This is a genomic window from Novosphingobium sp. SG919, from assembly GCF_012932495.1.
Taxonomy (GTDB): Bacteria; Pseudomonadota; Alphaproteobacteria; order Sphingomonadales; family Sphingomonadaceae; genus Novosphingobium; species Novosphingobium rhizosphaerae.
The window spans coordinates 43,553-63,872 of the sequence record NZ_JABCNG010000004.1; the positions used below are offsets into that span (position 1 = coordinate 43,553).

Consider the following 20,320-nt stretch of genomic DNA (forward strand, 5'->3'; position numbering starts at 1 on the left):
CTGGTCCGCGGCGCCGTGTCAGAGCGCGCGGATGGTGCGCGCGGTCATGTCGCTCCAATCGGCCATCGGCTTGAAGCCGGGCGCAGCGCGGCAAAGCGCTTCGGTCTGCGCATAGATGTCTTCTTCGCTGTCGAGCAGGTCGATCGGCGTGCGATAGGGCTGGGTGATGTACCAGGGCGTGTCGGTATAGGCTTCCACCCGGTTGCCTTCGGGATCGGCGAAATAGACCGACCAGGCGATGCCGTGGGTCAGCGGTTCGAGCTTGGCCACGTTGTGGTCGGCCAGATAGCGGTACACGCGCCGCAGCTCGCCCAGCGTCTTGAGCCGGAACGAAAGCTGGTTGATCAGATGCTGCTCCCCATCCGGGCGCCCGGTTACCAGCACGAGTTGGTGATGCGAGGTGCGGTCGGCCGTGAGGAAGACGATCGAACGCGCGTCGCTGCGGGCGATGTCGGTGACGGCAAAGCCGAATGCGCCCTGGTAGAAGGCCAGCATCCGATCAAAGTCCTTCACATACAGACCGATATGTCCAATTTCCATCGCTGCACCATCCCGCTTGACCTGGGCGTCGCCCTACCGACGCGCCCTTGTTGCCGCGGACGGTAGGGGGATGGTGCGCGGCGCGGAACCGACTTGCCTTGGGCGTCCGCCCTGCGAACGGGGCCCAGGCGCGCCGCTAGCCCAAAGTGTCGAAGTTGTAGCTGGTCAGCCTTTCCTCGATCTCGGCCTTGGCGTTGAGCAGCGCGGCGAGAAACTTGTCGATCCCATCGGACAGCCGCACGGCGCGCGAAATCCAGGCGATGTCGATGCAGGCCAGGACGCGGCCGTGAAACTGGATCGGCACCGCGATCGAGGTGGCATGCGGATAGGAAAAACGTTGTTCCACCGCATAGCCCTTCTCGCGAATGGCCTGCAGCATCGGCCGGGTGTGCTCACCCACTTTCGCTTCGGGATCGACGCTGTCGCCGAACTGTTCGAGATGCGACAGGATCTGCTCGGCTTCCTGCGGCGGGCAGAACGCCAGATAAGTCCGGCCCACCGCGCTGGTCAGCATCGAGCGTTGCTGGTCGTTGAATTCCTGCACATCGATGCGGAACGGGTTCTGCAGGTGGGTCGAATCGCGCTGGACCATGGCATAGTCCTCGAAGGTCGCGATCTCGCAGGTCCAGATCACTTCCTTCTGCAGCTTGATCAGTGTGGGCAGCGCCGCCCAATGCGCCCACGCCTTGGCGGTCAGGCCGTTCTCCAGCGTGCGGGTGGCCACCGTGGGGCGATAGATCTTGGCATCGTCCACGCTGATCAGGCCATCGTCGACCAGGGTTCCCAGGATGCGATAGACGGTGGGGCGCGATAGCTGGAGTTCGTCGGCAATGGCCTGGCAGGTGGTGCCGCCGGTCTCGCTGATGATTCTAAGTGCATTGAGCCCACGGGACAGTGCGCGAATGGTGTCGTTCATGGCGTGCCTGACTGTTGAATTGCCCCTCGTGCAAGGCGTTTATCGAACTCCGCGTCCCGACGCCAGAAATGCAGGTACACCAGGCGGACCCTTGGCCACTATGGTTGGTCAGCCAAACCCAGACAGCGCATTGATGCCCTGGAGAGCAAAATCGCCTCGGGCAATTTTCAAGCTGGAATGCGGTCGATGTCACTGGAAGATCCTGCGCGCGGCAAGGGCTATGGATGGCGGCTGCGCCTTGGTATGCTGCTGCCCTCCAGCAATCCGGTGGCAGAGCCCGAACTGATCCGCTTTCTGCCCGAAGGCGTCTCGTTGCATACCACCCGGCTCAAGCTGGCCGGGAGCACCCGCGACGATCTCCTGGGCATGACCGATGGCGTGGAGCAGGCGGTCGCGCTGCTGGTCGATGCCGGTGTCGATCGCATCGTGTTCAATTGCACGGCGGTGTCCACGTTCGATCCCGCGATGGGCGAGACTTTGCGCCAGCGGATGGAAGTGACCAGCGGCAAGCCTGCCACCAGTACATCGGACGCGATCACCGCGGCCCTGGCCGAACTGGCGCCGCGCCGCATTGCGCTGGTCACCCCGTATATCGATCCCGTGGTCAAGCGCGAAATCGCGTTTCTCGAACACTATGGCTATGAAGTGGTGGTCGATTTCGGGCTGGGGCTGGGCGAGGGCAAGGCCATGTCCGCGATCGAGCCGGGCGAGTGGTATCGCCATGCCATGGCGACCGCCGGCAGTGGGGCGGACCTCGTGTTCCTGAGCTGCACCGCGATCCGCGCCTTCGATGTGATTGCCGATCTGGAACGCGATCTGGGCCTGCCGGTGATCAGCAGCAACCAGGCGATGCTGTGGTGGTGTTTGCGGCAGGCGGGCCTGCGCGACCGCATTCCCGCGCTTGGCAGGCTGCTGGCCTGACCAGACCAAAATCAAAAAATACTGGGGACGATCAAGGATGGAAGCCGACCAATGAGCATCAGGGGACAGGCGCATATCGTCGGTGCCTTTGAGCATCCGCTGCGCGATCTGCCGCAGCATTCCGTGCAGCAAATCCATGCCGAATGCGCGATGGGCGCACTGGCCGATGCCGGGCTGTCGATCCGCGATGTCGATGGCTATTTCTCGACCGGGCAACTGGGCTTCGGCGGCGTTTCGCTGACCGAATATCTTGGCCTGAGGCCCAGCTATGTCGATGCGACTTTCGTTGGCGGTTCGTCCTACATTTCGCATGTAGGCCATGCGGCGGCGGCCATTGCCGCGGGCAAGTGCAAGATTGCCCTGCTCACCCAGGGCGCGAAAGTGCGCGGCGTGATCCGCGGCGCCAAGCACACCGCCGATACGCCCGAATTCCCGTTCGAAACCGTCTATGGCGAAACCAACGCGGGCATCTATGCGCTGGCCGCGCGGCGGCACATGCACGAATACGGCACCACGCCCGCGCAACTGGCCGCGGTCAAGGTGGCGGCCGCTGCCTATGCGCAGCACAATCCCCACGCGCTTTTGCGCAAGCTGGTGACCATCGAAGACGTGGTCAGTTCGCCGATGATCGCCGATCCATTGCACCGGCTCGATTGCTGCGTGGTGACCGATGGCGGCGGCGCCATCGTGGTCGTCGCCCCTGAAATCGCGCGCGATCTCAAGCGGCGGTCGGTCAAGGTCCTGGGCCATGCCGAAGCGATCAAGCACAGCGGCGGCCGGCCCAACGATTTCACCAGCACGGGCGCCACCCAATCGGCGCCGCGCGCGCTGGCCGACGCCGGGATCAGCCTGGCCGACATCGACTATGCCTCGATCTACGATTCCTTCACGATCACCGTGATCATGACGCTGGAGGATTTCGGCTTCTGCAAAAAGGGGCAGGGCGGGGCGTTCGTCGCCGATGGCGCGCTGGCGCTGGATGGCGCGATCCCCGTCAACACCGATGGCGGCGGCCTGTGCAACAACCACCCAGGCTATCAGGGCGGCTTGGTCAAAGTGATCGAAGCCGTGCGCCAGTTGCGCGGAGAAGCCAATGCCAACACGCAGGTGCGCGATTGCCGCATCGCGGTGGCCCACGGCACGGGCGGCGGCATGTCGCGTCAGGCCAGCGTCACGCTTGTGCTGGGCCGGGAGGACGCATGATGAGCAACAGCCCACTTCCTACGCCCGCCCCGTTCGTCTCGCCCGAAACCGAACCTTACTGGTCGGGCGCCAAGGCCGGCAAGCTGGTGCTGCCGCATTGCCGCGCGTGTGACCACACCATCTGGTATCCCAAGGCCTTTTGCGGCGAATGCGGCGCGTTCGATGTCGAATGGCGCGAGGCGTCGGGCCTGGGCACGCTCTACAGCTTCACCCAAGTGTTCCGCGGCGAAGGCCCCTATCGCGAGTGCGCCAGCTTTGTCCTGGCGCTGGTCGATCTGGACGAGGGCGCCCGGGTGCTGACCAATATCGTTGATGCTGATCCCGCCGGCCTTGCCGTCGGCCAACGCCTGCGCGCCGTGTTTCACGATGCCGGCGAGGCCGCCGCGCTGGTGCGATTTACCCCCATTCCAACATCGAGCGACACGTGATGCAGAAGATATTTGACGATTGCGCCGCGGCGCTGGCCGATGTTGCCGATGGCGCTTCGGTGGCCATCGCCGGGTTCGGGGTGGGGCATTCCTATCCCAACAGCCTTGTTCTGGCGCTGCGCGAACAGGGGGCAAAGGGCCTCAAGATCGTGGCCAACTCGCTGGGCGCGGGGGAGGATTTCCGCCCACACATCCTGGTGAAGAACGATCAGGTGAAAAGCGTGGTGCTCTCGTTCTCGGCGCGGCCGGGTCTGCCATCGCCTGAACAGGCGAAGATCGAGGCGGGCGAGATCGATCTGGAACTGGTGCCACAGGGCATCCTGGTCGATCGGCTGCGTGCGGCCGGTGCCGGGCTGGCTGCCTTCTACAGCCCCGTCACCGTGGGCACGCCGTTGCAGCAAGGCAAGGAAGTGCGCAATTTCAACGGCCGCGATTTCGTGCTCGAACATGCGCTGCCGGTCGATGTCGCGCTGATCCGTGGCTATCGCGCCGATCGGTTCGGCAATGTCGAATTTCGCGGCAGCAGCGCGCATTTCCACGCCAGCTTTGCCAAGGCGGCGCAAATGGCGGTGGTCGAGGTGGAGGAAATCGTCGAGCCCGGCGTGATCCCGCCAGAGCGGATTGGCCTGCCCGGCATTTTCGTGTCGCGGGTGGTGCGCACCACCGAGCGCTATCCCGCACCCAAGCGAGGGATGGGGCGCCGCGGCGCGGACACCAACCGAGAATACTTCGGCAAGCCCGCGCTCAGCCGCTCGGCGATGGCACGGCAGGTGGCGGCGATGCTGCCCGAAGACGCCTATGTCAATCTCGGCTCTGGCCTGCCGACGCTGGTGGCGGGCCATGCACAGGGCAAGTCCTTCATCCTGCACGCTGAGAATGGCGCGCTGGGTTATGACCTGGTCGAAGACCCCGACCTGATCGATGTCGATTTCTTCGATGCCGCGGGCAATTTCATCAAGCTGCGCCCCGGCGGCGCGGTGTTCGACAGCGTGGTTTCGTTCGAAGTCGCGCGCTCGGGCAAGCTGTCGGCCATCGTGCTGGGCGCCTACCAGGTCAGCGAGCGCGGAGACCTGGCGAACTATGGGCTGCCCGGCCAGGTCGGGGGCGGCATTGGCGGCGCGATGGACCTTGCCGCCTCGGGCAGCCGCGTCATCGTGTTGATGGAGCACAGCGACAGCAAGGGGCGGCCCAAGCTGGTGTCCGAGTGCACTTATCCGCTGACGGCGCCGGGCTGCGTGAACGTCGTGGTGACCGATCTGGCCATCATGGAAATGCGCGAAGGCACTTTCACCGTGACCGCTATCGTCGAGGGCTTCTCCAAGGAAGAGATCGCCGCATTGACGCCGATGGCACTCGCATTTTCCGAAGAAATTGCATCCATTCCCGTGAGTTAAGCGCGCCATTATAATAAGCAGGAGGATATTCGCTATGAAAGTTTCCCAAACAGTCACGCTCAACGCTTCGGCCGACGAGGTCTGGAACTACGTGCGCGATTTCTACAACTTTGCCGAATGGCAGCCGCACATCACGTCGATCGAGCGCGGGGTTAACCCCGGTGAGCGCAAGGTGCTGATGAAGCGCGGCAATACCGTGCTCGACCGCATCCACACCCTCGACGATGCAGAAAAGGTGCTGGCCTACGAAATGGTCCCCAACCAGGACCTCCCCCCCGGCGTGCCGCGTCTGGAAGGGTTCCTCGCCAAGTTCCACGTGACTGCCGAGGGCGACAAGGCGCAGGTCGCCTACAGCATCGAAGTGGAAATCCCCGAACCGATGCGTGAAATGGCCGAAAAGGGTATCGGCGCCGATATCTCCGGCGCGCTTGATGGACTCAAGGCCAAGTTCGGCTGAGCCCGCATCGTCCGGCTTGAAAATCGCGTCGCCCCAAAGGCGGCGCGATTTTGCGTTTCCGGCCTGTCGCCAGGCCGGTCTGCTGCGTTGGTCCGCCTGGTGTACATTTTCGGGATTTGCTGCAGCGGCAAAAATATACATATTTATCAATAGTATAATTGATGTTTTCCGGTGAGATCAGCCGTCCGGGGCTGGGCGCGGGGGCCAACAGCCTGCTTTGCGGCCCCCGCCCGACGTAGTATCGTCGCTGGCATAGAAACAAAAATATTTGGGAGATTGCCGGTGACCTACAGGCGCATCCGCTCGCTTCAGCGCGGCATCGATGTTCTGCGCTTCCTCAATTCCGTCAAAGGCGCCCAGCCGACCGACATTTGCAAAGAATTGAAACTGCCTCGCCCCACTGTCCATCGCATCCTTGAAACGCTCGAGGAGATGAAATTGGTTCATCGTGGCTACAACGCCCGCGAATTTCGCCTGACCGGCGGGGTGCAGCGGCTGGCACGGGCCAAGGGCGTGCACGAAGAACTGCGGCAGGCGGCTTGGCCGGTCATGCATGAATTGACCGCGCGCTATCTCTGGCCGTGCGACCTGGCGGTGTTCCAGGACAACGCGATGCTGATTATCGAATCCACCCATCGGCTTAGCCCGTTCTCGTCGGACATCGGCATGGTCGGGCGGCAGCGCTTGATGCTGCTCAGCCCGCTTGGCCGCGCGTTTCTGAGCCATTGCGATGCCCCGCAGCGCGCGCTGATCCTGGAAGCGTTGGCCGCACAGAGGCTGCCCGACGATGGGTTGATGGCCGATCGCGAGGCGATCGATCGCATCGTCGAGCAAGGGCGTCGTGACGGTTTCAGCATGTGTCCCGAACTGCCGCATACGCGCTGCGCCAGCATTGCCGTGCCCATCCGGGCCGGGGGCGAGGTCGTGGCGGCGATGAACCTGGTCTGGGACCTCAAGGAAATGCCGTTCGATCAGGCCCGCGAACAGCTGGGCCCGCCCTTGCTTGCCGGGCGCGACCGGATCGAGCGGCACCTTGCGGATCTCGTCGCCGATGCCCTGTCGGCGCTTGGGGGGGAGCAGACGATCCCGGTTCATGATGCGGCCTATGCCACGCTGCCTTTGGCGCAAGACGGGCTTGCCGTCGAATTTGCGGAATAACCACCCGATCCACCTTTCCTTTCTGCAGTTGGAGTGTTGCCTTGAGTACGATTGGTTTTCTCGGAGCCGGGCGCCTTGCCCAGATGCTCGCCCCCAAAGCGGCCAAGGCCGGCTGGGATGTCATCCTGTCAAACTCGCGCGGGCCCGAGAGCCTTGCCGAATTGGTGGCCAAGATCGAAGGCAACGTGTCGGCAGCCACGCCGGCAGACATGGTCAAGGCGGCCGACGTCGTGATCCTGGCCATTCGCTGGCCGCAGATCGAAAGTGCGGTCAAGGATATCGACTGGACCGGCAAAGTGGTGATCGACGCCACCAACAACCGCCTTGGGCCCAAGCCCGAGGATGTCATCGAAATCGGCGACGTGCTGTCGAGCGATGTGGTTGCGGGGCTTCTGCCCGGTGCCCGGCTGGTCAAGGCGTTCAACCACGAGCCCATTCCGGTCTATGACCAGACGCTGCCGCCGGCGGGCGAAGAGAATGTGTTGTTCCTGGCCGGTAGCGACAGCGAGGCCAATGCCCTGGTCGCCAAGCTGATCAAGGACCTTGGGGCAGAGCCGGTCGACCTTGGCGCGATCGACGAAGGTGGCAGGCTCATCGCCATGGGCGGGCCGCTCGCCAACAAGTTCAAGCTGTTTACCAAGACGGGCGCCGAAGCGGCCATTGCTGCTGCACGCTAAGCCAATGCGCGGCGCGTTTCGTGGGGGAGAGTCTCCTCTCGAAACGCGCCGTTCCTTTATCCGGCAAAGTCACGCAGACCGGCGGCGCGAAACGCTTTCGCAATCCGCGCCTGCGCCACGCTTCCCCGCAATCCATCCCGCTGCGGCGGGGTATGCGCCCGTTTTCCGGCATTTCTGACCCCGCGGTCCCGTCCCAATCCACGACACCAAGCGGACGCGCCAAGGCTGGGCGTTGCGCAAACCCCCGGTAAAAGTCTGGATGGGGAGCAGGCCACACAATATGGCAAAAGGGGAGGAAAATGAAAAAGTCTCTACTTGGGCGTCCGCACTTGGCAGCATCTTGCGTCAGTCTGGTCGCTCTTGTGTCCTATGCATCGCCAGTTCTGGCGCAGGCGCAGGATACGCCGGCCAAATCCGCTCCGCAGGCTCCCGAAATCATCGTGACGGCGCAGTATCGTTCGCAAGCGCTGCAGACCATCCCGCTTGCCGTGACGGCCGTTTCGTCCGAACAGATGAAGCAGCGCAACCAGTTGAATCTGGTGGACCTTGCCGCTTCAGCGCCCAGCGTGACCATTCAGCAGGGCAATTCGGGCTATGGCGCCACCCCATCGGTGGCGATCCGCGGCATCGGCGCCAACGACTACAATTTCGCGCTTGAGCCGGCCGTCGGCATCTATGTCGATGACGTCTATCAGCCCACGCTGTTCGGTTCGGCGCTCGATCTCATGGATCTGCAGCGGGTCGAAATCCTGCGCGGGCCGCAAGGCACGCTGGCGGGCCGCAACTCGATCGGTGGCACGGTCAAGCTCGTGTCGAGCCCGGTGACGAACGAGTTGGGCGGTTCGCTGACGGCGGCCTATGGCAGCGCCAACAAGGCGACCATCCGTGGCATCCTCAACCTGCCGCTGACCGATACCCTCGCGGTCCGCGTCTCGGGCTATTTCTCGCGGCAGGACGGCTATGTCGATCGTCTCGACTATGGCTGCCTCCATCCCAATTCCGGCGTGGCGGCACAGACCACTGCGGCGGGTTGCAAACTCGGTACCGAAGGCGGCACCAAGCATTTCGGCACCCGCGTGGCCTTGCGCTGGACGCCGACCGATCGGCTGGAAGTCAACCTGTCGGGCGATCTCAATTTTGCGCGCGACGAACCGGCTGGCACGATCCTGATCGCGGCGCGCGATACCTATGCCCCGTTTTCCAACAAGACCAATTTCCCGCAATTCGTCACCGGCGGCGGCTTCGTCAACTATTCCACCTATGCCGTGCCCGAGGAAAACTGGAGCCCGGGCGCCTATTCGCGCTCCAACAGCCATGCCGCCTCGCTGAAGGTGGAATACAAGATTTCGGACACCGTCTCGCTGACCTCGATCTCGGCCTATACCGGCTACACCGCCCAGTTCACCAACGACGCCGATGGCGGGCCGCTCAACGCTTCGCTTGAACAGAACGACCTGACGTTCGATGCCTATAGCCAGGAACTGCGCCTGAGCGGCAAGATCGGTGCGTTCGACTGGATCGTTGGCGGCTATTTCTTCAACGGCGATGGCGTGCAGGCGGGCCGTTTCAACCTGGGCTTCACGGGCCCTGCGTTTCTGGTCAACGCCGACACGCAATATACCGACTTCACCCAGGGCGATATCGTGAAGTCCAAGAGCCGCGCCGTGTTCGCGCACACCGACTGGCACCTGGCCGACAGGACGACCCTCACCGTGGGCGCCCGCTACACCCACGAATCCAAGGACTATCACTTCATCCGCGCCGCTGTGACCGTGCCCGAAAGCGACCTCAACGCCTCGGTCAACGGGCTGACGGGCACTTACTCCAAGGGCATTGTCGATTTCCGCGTCAGCCTGGACCAGCGCTGGACGCCCGATGTGATGACTTACGCGACGTTCTCGACCGGTTTCCGCGGAGGCGGCGTGAACCCGCGTCCGTTCGTGCCCTCGCAGATCGCCTCGTTCGGGCCGGAAAAGCTCTACAATTTCGAACTCGGCACCAAATCCTCGCTGTTCGATCGCCGGGTGCAGCTCAATGCTGCGGCATTCTATGACATCTACAACGATTTCCAGCGCACGATCACCAATGGCTATGGCGGTTTTCCCGCTTCGGCGATTCCGCTCAATTCGGGTGACGGACGCCTCTATGGCTTCGAACTGGAACTGAGCGCGCGTGCCACCAACGCTTGGTCGTTCGATGGATCGGCAAGCTACACGCGCTTCAAGACCACGCGGCTCAGCGCCGATGCGCAGGCATCGGGCGTGACCGAGACGATGGACCCGATCTATATGCCCCGGTGGCGCGCCAACTTCGGCACGCAATATGAATTCGATCTGGGCACCATTGGATCGCTCACGCCGCGAATCGATGCGAACTATCAGTCCGATCTGTTCACCAATACGGTGAACGCGGAAGTCAACCGGCTGAAGGGGCGCACCATTTTCAATGCGCACCTGACGTGGAAATCTGCCGACAAGCTGTGGCGCGCGGCGCTGGATGTCAGCAACCTGACCGACAAGTACTACTATCTCAACATCGACGATACGCTTCAGGGCAAGGGCACGGTGCGGGCAACGCCCGCGCGCCCGCGCCAGTTCGTGCTGACGGTCGAACGCAAGTTCTGAACGCACAAGGGTGCAGTGCCGCCCGCAGGACGTCCTGTCCTGCGGGCGGCTTGCCGTCGTGTCAGGAAAAGGCGGATGGGTTGGGCGGCGGCGGGTTGCGCGCCACGTTCATCACCATCGCCAACATCGCATAATAGCCACAGATCGCGCAGAGCTCGACCACGCCTGCAGGGGCCAGAAGCGCTTGGGCGCGGGTGAACGTCTCGTCGTCCACCTGGCCGGTCGCGTGCAACTGGCGCGTGAAATCGAGCACGGTGCGTTCGTCGGGCGCCAGGTCTTGCGGCACGTCGCCGGCGGCGATCGCCGCGATCGCTGCCTCGGCAAGCCCCGCCTCGCGTGCAAGCGGAGCATGCACCTGCCATTCATAGTCCTGTCGCCAATGCCGGGCGGTGGCAATGATCGCCAGTTCGCGCAGCCGGGCCGGGATCGTGCTCTCGAACCGCAAGTAAGCCCCCAGCGCCTGGGCTGGTCCAAATACCCCGGTGCTGTGCAGCAATACGGCAAACGGGCCGCGCACGGCCTGGCGCGGGCCGGCGGCCAGCGCGTCTGCCGCCGCTTTCTGGTCGGCCGTCATCGCCTCGGGCGTAACGGCAGCGATCCGCGGGGCATTTTCGAAGTCCATGTTTACACTCCCATTTCTTGGCAATTCTGTCATCCGGCAAGTCTTGCCGGGTAACAAGGCGGCGTTTTGCTTTGCCCGGCTGATGTACTCGTGGCGGACGAAGACGGGCGGCAACTTGTCCGCTGAACCCATGCGCAGCAAGGTCGATGGCATCAGTTCGCAGGAGTAACGAAGCTGTGCCGAAACCCATTCATGCCGTGATCGAAAGGCAGACCAGTCTGCCTCAACCCGAACCGGGGCTGACACCTGACGAAGTCATCCGGCGCGCGGCGGCGCTGCGTCCGCTGCTGCTCGAAGACCAGGCCAACAGCGAAAAGCGGGGCTGCTGCTCGGTGGAAATGCACGAGCGTTTCCGCAAGGCCGGTTTCTACCGCATCCTGCAGCCGAAAATGTACGGCGGCTATGAATTCGACCTCACCGTCTTTGCCCGCGTGATCATGGAAGTCGGGCGCGGCTGCCCGGGCACGGCATGGGGGCTGAGCCTGGCGTCAGGGCATGCGCTCAACGTCGCGGCGGTGTTTCCCAAGGACGCGCAGGACGCGATCTTTGGCGAAACCGGCGAATTCTGCGCGCCGGCGCGTGCCGTGCCCAGCGGTACGGCCACCGAAACCGACGATGGCTGGATCATCGATGGCTTGTGGGACTATTGCTCGGGCTCGCCACACAGCAACTATGCCATTTTCGGCGTGCGCATTGCCGGCGGAGATCCAGCCGGCCCGCCGCAGATCGGTATCGCGATCGTCCCGCGCGCGAACTGGGAACTGCTCGACAACTGGCGCGGCTTCATTGGCCTGCATGCAAGCGGATCGAACAGCATCCGGATCAACAAGGTCCTGATCCCCAAGAATTTCCTGGTCCGGCAGAATCTGTTCGATCTGGATATCTCCGGCGGGACGGTGGGGTATCACCTTCACGGCAACCCGATGTATTCGGGCCGCATGTTCGGCTTTTTCCAGACCGAGATCTCGTCCATTCTGGTGGGCGCCGGCTTTGCCGCGCTCGATGAATTCGAGCGCATTGCGCGTGACAAGATGGCCGGGCCGAGCACGCCGATCGTCAGCGCCGGGTTGCAGGATCTGACGCGGCCCTATGGTATCGCGCTGGGCCTGCTGGAAGCGGCCCGCAATGCGGTGCTGGCGGGCGCGCAGTCCTATCTTGATTACTGCGCTGCTGGGATCAAGGACCCGGCCGCCTATACCGCACTCGACGACATGCGGATCCAGGCCGGCATGCAGCATGCCGCGCGGCTTGCTGGCGAAGCGATCGACCTGCTCTACACCTCGGTCGGCACCAGCGCGGCGGCCAAGGATGGCACACGTCTCCAGCGCTATTTCCGCGACATGTCGATGGCGCGCACCAATCCGGGGCTGGCCGTGGAACGGGCTGCCGTTCAACTGGCGGGTCGTTCCATGAAAGAGCGCCTGGCACCTGCCGGTGTGCAGTGAACCTCGAAGCCGGGCAGCAGGGTGAAAAGGCACTGGTCGCGTCTCCGGCGGAGGCGCGACCAGTCGCTTTGGGATTGCTGCAACGCCCGTTCCTGTCGATATGGGCGTTGCGTGGCTTGTCGGTGCTGGGCACCCAGCTGATCGCCTTTGCCCTGTCGCTCGAACTGTACCAGACCACTGGCTCGGTGCTCTATCTTGGCCTGCTGGGGTTGATCCAGTTCGTGCCGGGCATCTGCTTTGCATTGCCTGCCGGCCACTTGATCGATCGCTTCCCGCCCGGCCGGGTGGCCGCGATCGCCCAGGTGGTGAATGCTCTGGCGGGGCTCATTCTGCTGGTGCCGACGGTGATGGGTTTGCCCGTGACGGCTGCCGCGCTGTTTGCCGCGGCGTTGATCACCGGTTTTACCCGCGCGTTCGAGCATCCGGTCAATACGGCGCTCATCCCGCAGGTTGTCGCGCCCGAGCATGTCGGCGCGGCGGTAGCCTGGACCATGTCGGTGGCCAAAGTCGCCGGATTGGGCGGTCCGCTGCTGGCAGGCGTGTTGTACGCGATCAATCCGCAGCTCAGCTTTGGCGTGGCCGTGGTGCTATGGCTGGCCGCCGCCGTGGCGGCACTTTCCTTGCCGGCCCCGGCCAGAAGGCCGGCCCATCAGCCGCTCGGGCTCAAGTCCGCCTTCGCCGGATTTGCCGTGATCTGGCGCGATCGCGTTCTGGGCGGCGCGATGGTGCTCGATCTGGTCGCTGTCCTGTTCGGCGGCGCCACGGCGTTGCTGCCGGCTGTCGCGCTCGACCTGTTGCATGTCGACGCCGTTGGCCTGGGCATATTGCGGGCCGCACCGGGCCTGGGCGCTGTTGCCCTGGGCATCTGGCTTGCGCGCCATCCGGTATCACGGAATTCCGGCAGCGTGTTGATCGGGGCCACGCTGGTGTTCGGCCTCCTGACCTGCGCCTTTGGCCTGTCGCGCAGCTTCGTGCTGAGCAGCCTGTTGCTGGCCGGGATCGGCGCGGCTGACATGGTCAGCATTCACATCCGCAGCGCACTGGTCCAGCTTCGCACCCCACCAGAACTGCGCGGCCGCGTGGGCGCGGTGAACGGCATCTTCATCAGCAGTTCGAACCAGATCGGCGCGTTTGAATCGGGGGTGACGGCAGATCTGCTGGGGCTGGTTCCGGCGATCGTGCTGGGCGGCGCGGTCACCACGGCTGCGGTGCTGGTGATCGCAGCAAGGTTCGCATCCTTGCGCCAATTGCGCAGCTATTGATCCGATCGGCGATGTGCCCGCGCAGGCATTGCGCCTGCCAAACAACAATCCTGCCCTGACGCACGGCGATCGACGGCGCGCTTCCGCTGCCGGATCCCCCGCGCGGTGATCTGAGCCGCCTAGAGACCTGGGGGCTTTTCACTCGTCGACAAAGGGCGCGATATCGCGCGCCGCGTCATCGCGACTGCGGTAGGCAATCACCCCGAAGACCGCGTCTTTCCTAACGTGGACCGTACAGTCGTGTTCAGGACATGAGCCAACCCTTGGCGATGATCATCGCCGGCCGCGGCCAGGCGTTCTCCAGTAAATATCGGCGGCAGCGATAGGTGTTATCCGGTCAAGCGACTTTACCGGGCGGATTGCCTGCAGGATATCTGCGCAGACTCAGCGTGGCAAAGATTTATCAAAAATTAAATGGCGCCTCGCCGCGTTTGGGCAATCAAAATGCCCTCTGAATATAAGTCGAATTCGCATATATATAATTATAATATTAGCGGAAAATAAAAATACCATTAGGGAGGATGGCCTTGAAGAAAAACTTCATGATATCGACAATGCTTGTCACGTCGTTCTGCAGCATGCCCACTGTTGCATGGGCTGACGGCGAGAGCGGATCTGTTGGGCTCCAGGAGATCGTCGTTACTGCGCAGCGCAAGTCTGAATCCGCTCAGAAGGCAGCGGTTCCGATCGACGTCATCTCACAAGCTGCCCTCGCCAATGCCGGCGTTACCAGCGTTAACAACCTCAATACGGTAGCACCCGCTCTGACTGTCGCCCAGGGTGGCGGTTCTACGACCAGCTTCTTCCTGCGTGGCGTGGGTAATTACAACAACAACGGTTACAGCGATTCCGCGGTCGCCTTCAATCTTGACGGCATCTACATCGCCAAGCCGAGCGCGGCGGGATCGTTCTACGATTTGCAACGGGTAGAGGTCCTAAAGGGGCCTCAGGGCACTCTGTATGGGCGCAACGCCACGGGCGGCGCGATCAACGTCATTCCCCAGCATCCGGTCATCGGCCAGAATTCGCTCGATCTGACTCTGGGCTATGGCAACTACAACCGGATCGAAGCCGAGGCCGCCGCAAACCTGGCTGTGGGCGACAACTCTGCCTTGCGCGTCTCCGGTCGCATCCAGCGCTCCGACGGCTATAACGCCGATGGTACGGATGACAGCAATGCCAAGGCGGTTCGCGTGCAGTTCCTGACCAAGCCCGCACCGGGCGTGAGCCTGAGACTGTCTGCCGACTACACCAATATTGGCGGGATGGGGGCCGGCCAAGCCTATAATGGGTCATTCCAGTATACCCCCGGCACGCCGCAGACAGCCAGTTCGCCGGCCGACTATTCCTATGTGCCGGTCAATCTGGCGGCGCGGAGCGGTCTGCTGACCACGCAGGCGCGCGACTACTTTTCCAAGCTGGTAATCGGCGGCTCTTTCAACAATCCCGCCCCCTTGGCCACGCCTAAGCTCAATGACAACATCTGGGGTGTTCACGGCGAACTCAACATCGACACCGGCATTGGCCAGATCACGTCGATAACCGCCTATCGCAAGGCGGTGCTGGACGACCTTTACAACGGACCATCGTTCAGCGGCTCCTACGACCAGCAGCACGACACCCAGTTCAGTTCGGAGATCAGGCTGAACGGCAAGCGTATCGGCATTTTCGACTGGCTCGTCGGCGGGTTCTACATGGATGAAAAGCTGTCCGGGAACGCTGTCTACGCGCAATATGTGCTCAGCAGCATTCAGGACTATCGGCAGGATTCCAGGTCGACGGCCACGTTCGGTCGCATTGTCGCCAATCTCACCCCGCGCTTGCGCCTGACAGCCGCAGGCCGCTATACTTGGGATCGAAAGCGTTTTGACGGCACCGCGATTTCTCTGCTGAACATTTGCACCAATGCGCCGCCGCCGAACGGCCCCGGCTGCTTTGGCGGGCCGTCGTTGCCGGTTGGCGACACGCTGGCAAGCATCGCTGCGGCCATTCCCGCCTCGCAACTCCCATTCGGCTTCCCGCCTGCTGCCGGCGCCGCCAATGCCCGGCCGTTCGGCTCGGCTGGCAATATCCTGTTCTATTCGCCCACCGACGTCGACCAGACGCAGAAGAACAGCAAGTTCACCTATCGCCTGGGGGCAGAGGCGGACATCGCGGCGGATTCGCTGGCTTATGTCAGCTACGAAACCGGCTACCGCTCGGGCGGCTTCTCGCTTTCGCTCGGCCACGAATCCTATTTGCCGGAAACCATTCGCGCGTGGACGGTCGGTTTGAAGAACCGGTTTTTCAATCGTCGGCTGCAGGTCAACATCGAACTGTTCGATTGGCGCTATTCCAACCAGCAGATTTCGCACTTCGGCCTGGACAGCAACGGCCAGACAAGTTTCTTTGCCGACAACGCCGGCGCTTCGCACATCCGCGGGGTTGATCTGGACGTGCAGGTGAAGGCGACCGATACCCTGCTCCTGACCGGGACAGTACAATATCTCGACAACAAGCTGACGGAATTCACCTACTCGACACCCGCCGGCGGTACCAATCTTCCGCCTGTGGTGGGCTGTCCCTACACGCCCGGAACCAATGCCCAGGGCGCGGTCTATCTGGTCAACTGCGCCGGCAAGCCGGGCCTGAACTCGCCCAAGTGGTCGATCAACGGTGGTTTCGAGCAAACCTTCCACCTGGGCGACTACGACTTGGCGCTTTCGGCGCAGGGTCGCTATCGTTCCAATGCCGTGGACGGGTTCGATTACCTGGTCCAGCAAAACACCGGCGCCAATTTCAGTGTGGATGCAGCTATTCGGTTCGGTTCCGCCCAGGGCGCCTGGAACGTGACGTTGTGGGGGCGCAATCTGACCAACACGCTGATTCCGGTTCTCACCACGTATAACAGCTCAGTCGCGGGCGTCCTGACAACCAGCTACGCACCCCCACGGACGTATGGCGTTCGTTTCTCGGGCAAGTTCTGAAGCCCGATAGCAAAAATTGGAAGCCGCTTTTGTTAATAAACGGGGCGATGGCAGATGCTCAGAGAATGATCGCGTTTTCCAGACGTGTCATGATGGAACGATCATAAATTCGCGGCCTGTGGAGCATATTCACAGGCCGCTTTGCTGTCGGTCATTCTTGTTGTGCCCGGCTTCCCTGCCGACGCATCTCTTGCGGCGACATGCCGAAACGCTGGCGGAAGGCTTTCCTGAACGCGTAATGCGTCGCATAGCCTGCTTCCTCTACCAGCAGCTTGATCCGCTCGCCTGCCAGCAACCGTTCGCGCGCCCGATCGAGCCTGACCATGCGCAAATACTGATAAGGCGTCTGGTCAAGCAATTGCTTGAACCTTAAGCAGAATGTGCTGCGCGACATGCCACTGTTCCTCGCCAGCCTGTGCAGTGGCCAATCCTCGTCCGGCCGATCATGCATCACGGCAAGCGCCGCGCCAATTCCAGGATCGACAAGCGCGCGCAGCCATCCTGCGACTTCGTCGGGATGCCGCAGAATGTGCGATCGGACGATCTGCGTAAATACCAGGTCCGCCAATCTGCTCGAAACGACGGCATAGCCACTTTGCTGCTGTTCGGATTCCGCCGATAAAAAGTCCAACGTCATGCGAAGCCAGGGCTCCATGCCCGTTCTTGCTGCGTCTATCTTGATGAAACGGGGCAAGCCCAACAGCAAAGGGTGCGGGGTGGTCTCGTCGAGTTCAAAAACCAGGGATAGAATGCGGGTGTGCTGTGCACCGCCTTCGAGCGTAAGCCTAAGCGGCCGGTTCAGCCAGTCCCCAGGTCGCCACACGTCGCCGCTGTTCTGGCTGACCACCTCGCGTACCGTCAGTTCGCGCAGATGGCCATCTGCGCTGCGCAGCCAATGGCGGTCCCAGCGCGGGAACATCACCAAGTCCCCTTCACGCAACTCAATGGGTTCCATTCCGGGTCGGTCCAGCCAGGCAGACCCTTCCAGAATGTAATGCATGGGCGCACCCGATGGAGCGGATTCGAAATCCACTTTCCAGGGGTTGGCGAAATCGAGCATTGCCAGCAACGAACCGCGTAGCCGTTTGTCTGAAAGCGCTCTGCTGAGGCTGTCCATATCGGTGTCCGAAATGCGTTCGGACGAATAGAGCCAAAAAACGGACCCCAGTCCACTCGAATGGCTTCGTTAATCCGATATTGCTTGCAAACTGGCTCGGATGTCCGGCGACCGAGGGCTGGTGGGTTTTGCCCAATCCCATGGGATTGTTGCGCCTCGCGTTGCTCACGAGATCGTGGCGGGCGGCTTTGCCTCGGCTCAAAATGATCGGGCAGGCGCACCGCTAGATTGCCAGGCCGGGCTCAACGGGGAAGCGGCCCTAGGGGCAGTTCGTCCGAGACCAGAACACGAGAGGACAAGGCAATGCAGATCAACGGCGTCAACATGCAGCCAGGGGCTGCCGAATACCCACGCAACCAATGGTATGTCGCAGCCTTCAGCACGGAGGTCACGCGTGAGCCGATGCACCGGACGCTGTTTGGCGAGCCGATCGTTTTCTATCGAACCGAGGCGGGTGACCCGGTGGCGCTGTTCGATCGCTGCCCCCACCGGGGCATGCGCCTCTCGAACGGTGGCGTGCTGTTCGGTGATACGATCCAGTGCCATTATCATGGCATCCGCTTCAATGCCGAGGGCCGGGCCTGCCTCATTCCTTCTGGCGGCGTGCCCACGTCCGCTCTGGCGGTGCGTCGCTACCCGCTCAAGGAAATCGGCGGGTGGATCTGGATTTGGCCGGGCGACGCCGAGCAGGTCGACGAAAGCCTGATCCCCGACCATGATGCCCTCGGGCTGACGGCGCCGGGTTTCCACGCCTATCATGGCCTGGCCCTGACGGCCAATTCCAATTATCTGTTTTCCCTGGAAAACCTGGTGGATGCAACGCACATCTCGTTTCTGCACCACGGGTTGATCGACGATGGCAACGTCGCTGCCCACCCATATGCCTGCCATCAGGACGGCGTGCGCGTGACGATGGTCCGCGAGTTTAGCAACGAGGTTATCGCCCCCATGGTTGCCCGCAGCATGGGCCTCAAGGGAACGCGCGCGGACCGCACACTGGAGCTGATTAGCTACGCACCCAACGTCTGCGTTGTCCGGCAATGCTTTGTGGAAACCGACAGCGAAGACAAGGCGCGCCGCGACAGCCGCCTGGTGTTCGGCATCACGCCGACCGGGCCGCGCAGTTGCATCCAGTTCGTGGCGCTCGCCAACGACTATGAGAACACACACCCCGGCATTTTCGAGGACCTGCGCCACCTGTTGATGGAGGATGTGGTGGCGTTGGACGACATCCAGATCCTGTTCGATCAGCTTGGCCAGGGCCGGGCGCCCGAGGTCGCCGTGCGTTCGGACGAAGGCGCCATTCGGACGCGCCGGCTGATTGCAGCACAGGTGGCGCAGGAGCGCGAGAAAGCCAAGGTGCTCGCATGAGCGCCGCTGTTGACACTAAAGGCCGCGTTCTCGTGGTCGGTGCCGGGATTTCCGGGCTTACCGCTGCCGCGGCTCTTGGCCGGCGGGGCTGGCATGTCGATGTGATCGAGCGCAAGCCGGTGATCGACGACGGTGGCGGGGTCGGCCTCACGCTCGTTGGAAATGCAATGCGGGCCCTGGATGAAATAGGGGTGGCAGAACAGTGCGTCGCTGCCGGCGTGCCGGCAGATTTCATCAACATCATGAAAGCCGAGGGCTCGCTACTGCTCGAAAACCCGCTGCCGCGCATCGGCGGCCCGCGGTGGCCCGGCGGTACGGGGATCAAGCGCGCCGCCCTGCATGCCATCTTGCTCAAGGCGGCGAGTGCAGTATCGGCATCGATCCGTTGCGCGTTGACGATCGGCAGCTGGCACGAGACCGATGACCGCGTCACCATCTCGTTCAGCGATGGATCGACTGCAGATTACGATTTGGTCGTTGCAGCCGATGGGGTCAATTCATCCACCCGTGCCGTGCTGATGCCCGATGTCAAACCGTCGCCCTCGGGGCAGGCGTGCTGGCGCGCGGCCGTTCCGCGGCCGGCCGGCCTGGATCGGAGCCATATCTTCTTCGGAGGCAAGCATGGCGTGGTGGGCGTCTGCCCGGTTTCGTCCGATCTTGCGTACATGTATATCGTCCAGGCGTATGATGGCGGCAGGCAGGCGGAGGATCGGCTCCACACGATCTTTGCCGAGGAAGTGCAGGGCTACGGGGGGCTCATTGCCCAGCTCGTCGAGCATGTGCGTGATCCCGCGATGGTCAGCTTCAGTCCGCTTCCCGCCATGATCGTCCCCAAGCCCTGGGGCAGTGCACGGGTGGTGCTCATCGGCGATGCGGCCCACGCCAATCCTCCGGTGCTGGCGCAGGGAGCTGCAATGGGGATCGAGGATGCCATTGTCCTGGCACAGGAAATATCGGCTACGCCCAAGGAGATTCCGGCCGCGCGCACCCGCTTTGCCGATCGGCGTTACGAGCGGGCGCGCATGGTGGTGGAAGCAAGCTGGCAACTCGCCCGCGCCGAAGTCGAGCACCAGAAGGACATCGACGTTCCCGGGATCATGCGCGACGTCAGCCAGCAACTCGCCCAGCCAATCTAGGTGTTTGGTCACGACCTAACCGATCGCGGCGGTGAGGCCCCGCGTCTCGCCGATATGCGCGGTATCAACCCATCGGGCGGTGT

At 62.8% G+C, this 20,320-nt stretch carries 17 protein-coding genes and 1 pseudogene; 14 read left to right on the forward strand and 4 right to left on the reverse strand.

Annotated elements, in window-relative coordinates; all coding sequences use genetic code 11:
- Positions 1 to 18: 18 nt before the first annotated feature.
- Complete coding sequence (locus FHT19_RS15575; protein WP_169475853.1) at positions 19 to 540, reverse strand: VOC family protein; 522 nt, start codon at positions 538 to 540, stop codon at positions 19 to 21.
- Positions 541 to 676: 136 nt separating this feature from the next.
- Complete coding sequence (locus FHT19_RS15580; protein ID WP_168557838.1) at positions 677 to 1,456, reverse strand: helix-turn-helix domain-containing protein; 780 nt, start codon at positions 1,454 to 1,456, stop codon at positions 677 to 679.
- Positions 1,457 to 1,642: 186 nt separating this feature from the next.
- Between FHT19_RS15580 and FHT19_RS15585 the strand changes: the two genes are divergently transcribed.
- The 8 genes from FHT19_RS15585 to FHT19_RS15620 all read left to right on the forward strand — a co-directional run bounded on the left by FHT19_RS15585 (position 1,643) and on the right by FHT19_RS15620 (position 10,318).
- Positions 1,643 to 2,377: an arylmalonate decarboxylase gene (locus FHT19_RS15585; protein ID WP_168557839.1), complete on the forward strand. Its 735-nt coding sequence runs from the start codon at positions 1,643 to 1,645 to the stop codon at positions 2,375 to 2,377.
- A 51-nt stretch (positions 2,378 to 2,428) separates the two neighbouring features.
- Entirely contained in the window at positions 2,429 to 3,580 is a 1,152-nt protein-coding gene (locus tag FHT19_RS15590; RefSeq protein WP_169475854.1) for a thiolase domain-containing protein, read from the forward strand.
- A complete protein-coding gene (locus FHT19_RS15595; RefSeq protein ID WP_246866325.1) occupies positions 3,577 to 4,008 on the forward strand; it encodes a Zn-ribbon domain-containing OB-fold protein in 432 nt (143 codons plus the stop codon). Before FHT19_RS15590 ends, FHT19_RS15595 begins: the two co-directional genes overlap by 4 nt.
- Complete coding sequence (locus FHT19_RS15600; protein WP_169475855.1) at positions 4,008 to 5,402, forward strand: 3-oxoacid CoA-transferase subunit A; 1,395 nt, start codon at positions 4,008 to 4,010, stop codon at positions 5,400 to 5,402. Before FHT19_RS15595 ends, FHT19_RS15600 begins: the two co-directional genes overlap by 1 nt.
- 34 nt (positions 5,403 to 5,436) lie before the next feature.
- Complete coding sequence (locus FHT19_RS15605) at positions 5,437 to 5,859, forward strand: SRPBCC family protein (protein ID WP_168557842.1); 423 nt, start codon at positions 5,437 to 5,439, stop codon at positions 5,857 to 5,859.
- A 282-nt stretch (positions 5,860 to 6,141) separates the two neighbouring features.
- On the forward strand, positions 6,142 to 7,017 hold the full coding sequence (locus FHT19_RS15610) for a helix-turn-helix domain-containing protein (protein ID WP_169475856.1): 876 nt from the start codon (positions 6,142 to 6,144) through the stop codon (positions 7,015 to 7,017).
- A 41-nt stretch (positions 7,018 to 7,058) separates the two neighbouring features.
- The gene (locus FHT19_RS15615) at positions 7,059 to 7,694 is read left to right on the forward strand and encodes an NAD(P)-binding domain-containing protein (RefSeq protein WP_169475857.1); all 636 of its coding nucleotides are present in this window, start codon (positions 7,059 to 7,061) and stop codon (positions 7,692 to 7,694) included.
- 362 nt (positions 7,695 to 8,056) lie between these two features.
- Positions 8,057 to 10,318 carry a TonB-dependent receptor gene (locus FHT19_RS15620; RefSeq protein WP_169475858.1) on the forward strand — a complete coding sequence of 754 codons (2,262 nt, stop codon included), beginning with the start codon at positions 8,057 to 8,059 and terminating at the stop codon, positions 10,316 to 10,318.
- Between the two features lie 61 nt (positions 10,319 to 10,379).
- Here FHT19_RS15620 and FHT19_RS15625 read toward each other — a convergent pair whose 3' ends face one another.
- Complete coding sequence (locus tag FHT19_RS15625; protein WP_169475859.1) at positions 10,380 to 10,940, reverse strand: carboxymuconolactone decarboxylase family protein; 561 nt, start codon at positions 10,938 to 10,940, stop codon at positions 10,380 to 10,382.
- Between the two features lie 176 nt (positions 10,941 to 11,116).
- Here FHT19_RS15625 and FHT19_RS15630 point away from each other — a divergent pair, with 176 nt between their 5' ends.
- The 4 genes and pseudogenes from FHT19_RS15630 (at position 11,117) to FHT19_RS15640 (ending at position 16,613) form a co-directional block, all read left to right on the forward strand.
- Positions 11,117 to 12,385 carry an acyl-CoA dehydrogenase family protein gene (locus FHT19_RS15630; protein WP_248290504.1) on the forward strand — a complete coding sequence of 423 codons (1,269 nt, stop codon included), beginning with the start codon at positions 11,117 to 11,119 and terminating at the stop codon, positions 12,383 to 12,385.
- A complete protein-coding gene (locus FHT19_RS15635) occupies positions 12,382 to 13,647 on the forward strand; it encodes an MFS transporter (RefSeq protein ID WP_169475861.1) in 1,266 nt (421 codons plus the stop codon). The genes FHT19_RS15630 and FHT19_RS15635 overlap by 4 nt, the downstream gene beginning before the upstream one ends.
- A 141-nt stretch (positions 13,648 to 13,788) precedes the next feature.
- A pseudogene (gene purU / locus FHT19_RS24445) lies at positions 13,789 to 13,902 on the forward strand (formyltetrahydrofolate deformylase); the annotation flags it as partial.
- 272 nt (positions 13,903 to 14,174) lie between these two features.
- Positions 14,175 to 16,613, forward strand: coding sequence for a TonB-dependent receptor (locus tag FHT19_RS15640; protein ID WP_169475862.1), 2,439 nt, complete (start codon positions 14,175 to 14,177; stop codon positions 16,611 to 16,613).
- A gap of 151 nt (positions 16,614 to 16,764) precedes the next feature.
- Here FHT19_RS15640 and FHT19_RS15645 read toward each other — a convergent pair whose 3' ends face one another.
- The gene (locus FHT19_RS15645; protein ID WP_169475863.1) at positions 16,765 to 17,730 is read right to left on the reverse strand and encodes an AraC family transcriptional regulator; all 966 of its coding nucleotides are present in this window, start codon (positions 17,728 to 17,730) and stop codon (positions 16,765 to 16,767) included.
- 303 nt (positions 17,731 to 18,033) lie between these two features.
- On the opposite strand from FHT19_RS15645, the gene FHT19_RS15650 reads away from it, so the two are divergent.
- Positions 18,034 to 19,101, forward strand: a complete 1,068-nt coding sequence (locus FHT19_RS15650) for an aromatic ring-hydroxylating dioxygenase subunit alpha (protein WP_169475864.1) — start codon at positions 18,034 to 18,036, stop codon at positions 19,099 to 19,101.
- The gene (locus FHT19_RS15655) at positions 19,098 to 20,237 is read left to right on the forward strand and encodes an FAD-dependent monooxygenase (RefSeq protein WP_169475865.1); all 1,140 of its coding nucleotides are present in this window, start codon (positions 19,098 to 19,100) and stop codon (positions 20,235 to 20,237) included. The genes FHT19_RS15650 and FHT19_RS15655 overlap by 4 nt, the downstream gene beginning before the upstream one ends.
- Positions 20,238 to 20,320 lie beyond the last annotated feature (83 nt).

Coding starts and splice junctions, on each gene's coding strand:
- FHT19_RS15575 (WP_169475853.1), bottom strand. CDS start 540: ATGGAAATTGGACATATCGGTCTGTATGTGAAGGACTTTGATCGGATG.
- FHT19_RS15580 (WP_168557838.1), bottom strand. CDS start 1,456: ATGAACGACACCATTCGCGCACTGTCCCGTGGGCTCAATGCACTTAGA.
- FHT19_RS15585 (WP_168557839.1), top strand. CDS start 1,643: ATGTCACTGGAAGATCCTGCGCGCGGCAAGGGCTATGGATGGCGGCTG.
- FHT19_RS15590 (WP_169475854.1), top strand. CDS start 2,429: ATGAGCATCAGGGGACAGGCGCATATCGTCGGTGCCTTTGAGCATCCG.
- FHT19_RS15595 (WP_246866325.1), top strand. CDS start 3,577: ATGATGAGCAACAGCCCACTTCCTACGCCCGCCCCGTTCGTCTCGCCC.
- FHT19_RS15600 (WP_169475855.1), top strand. CDS start 4,008: ATGCAGAAGATATTTGACGATTGCGCCGCGGCGCTGGCCGATGTTGCC.
- FHT19_RS15605 (WP_168557842.1), top strand. CDS start 5,437: ATGAAAGTTTCCCAAACAGTCACGCTCAACGCTTCGGCCGACGAGGTC.
- FHT19_RS15625 (WP_169475859.1), bottom strand. CDS start 10,940: ATGGACTTCGAAAATGCCCCGCGGATCGCTGCCGTTACGCCCGAGGCG.
- FHT19_RS15645 (WP_169475863.1), bottom strand. CDS start 17,730: ATGGACAGCCTCAGCAGAGCGCTTTCAGACAAACGGCTACGCGGTTCG.
- FHT19_RS15650 (WP_169475864.1), top strand. CDS start 18,034: ATGCAGATCAACGGCGTCAACATGCAGCCAGGGGCTGCCGAATACCCA.
- FHT19_RS15655 (WP_169475865.1), top strand. CDS start 19,098: ATGAGCGCCGCTGTTGACACTAAAGGCCGCGTTCTCGTGGTCGGTGCC.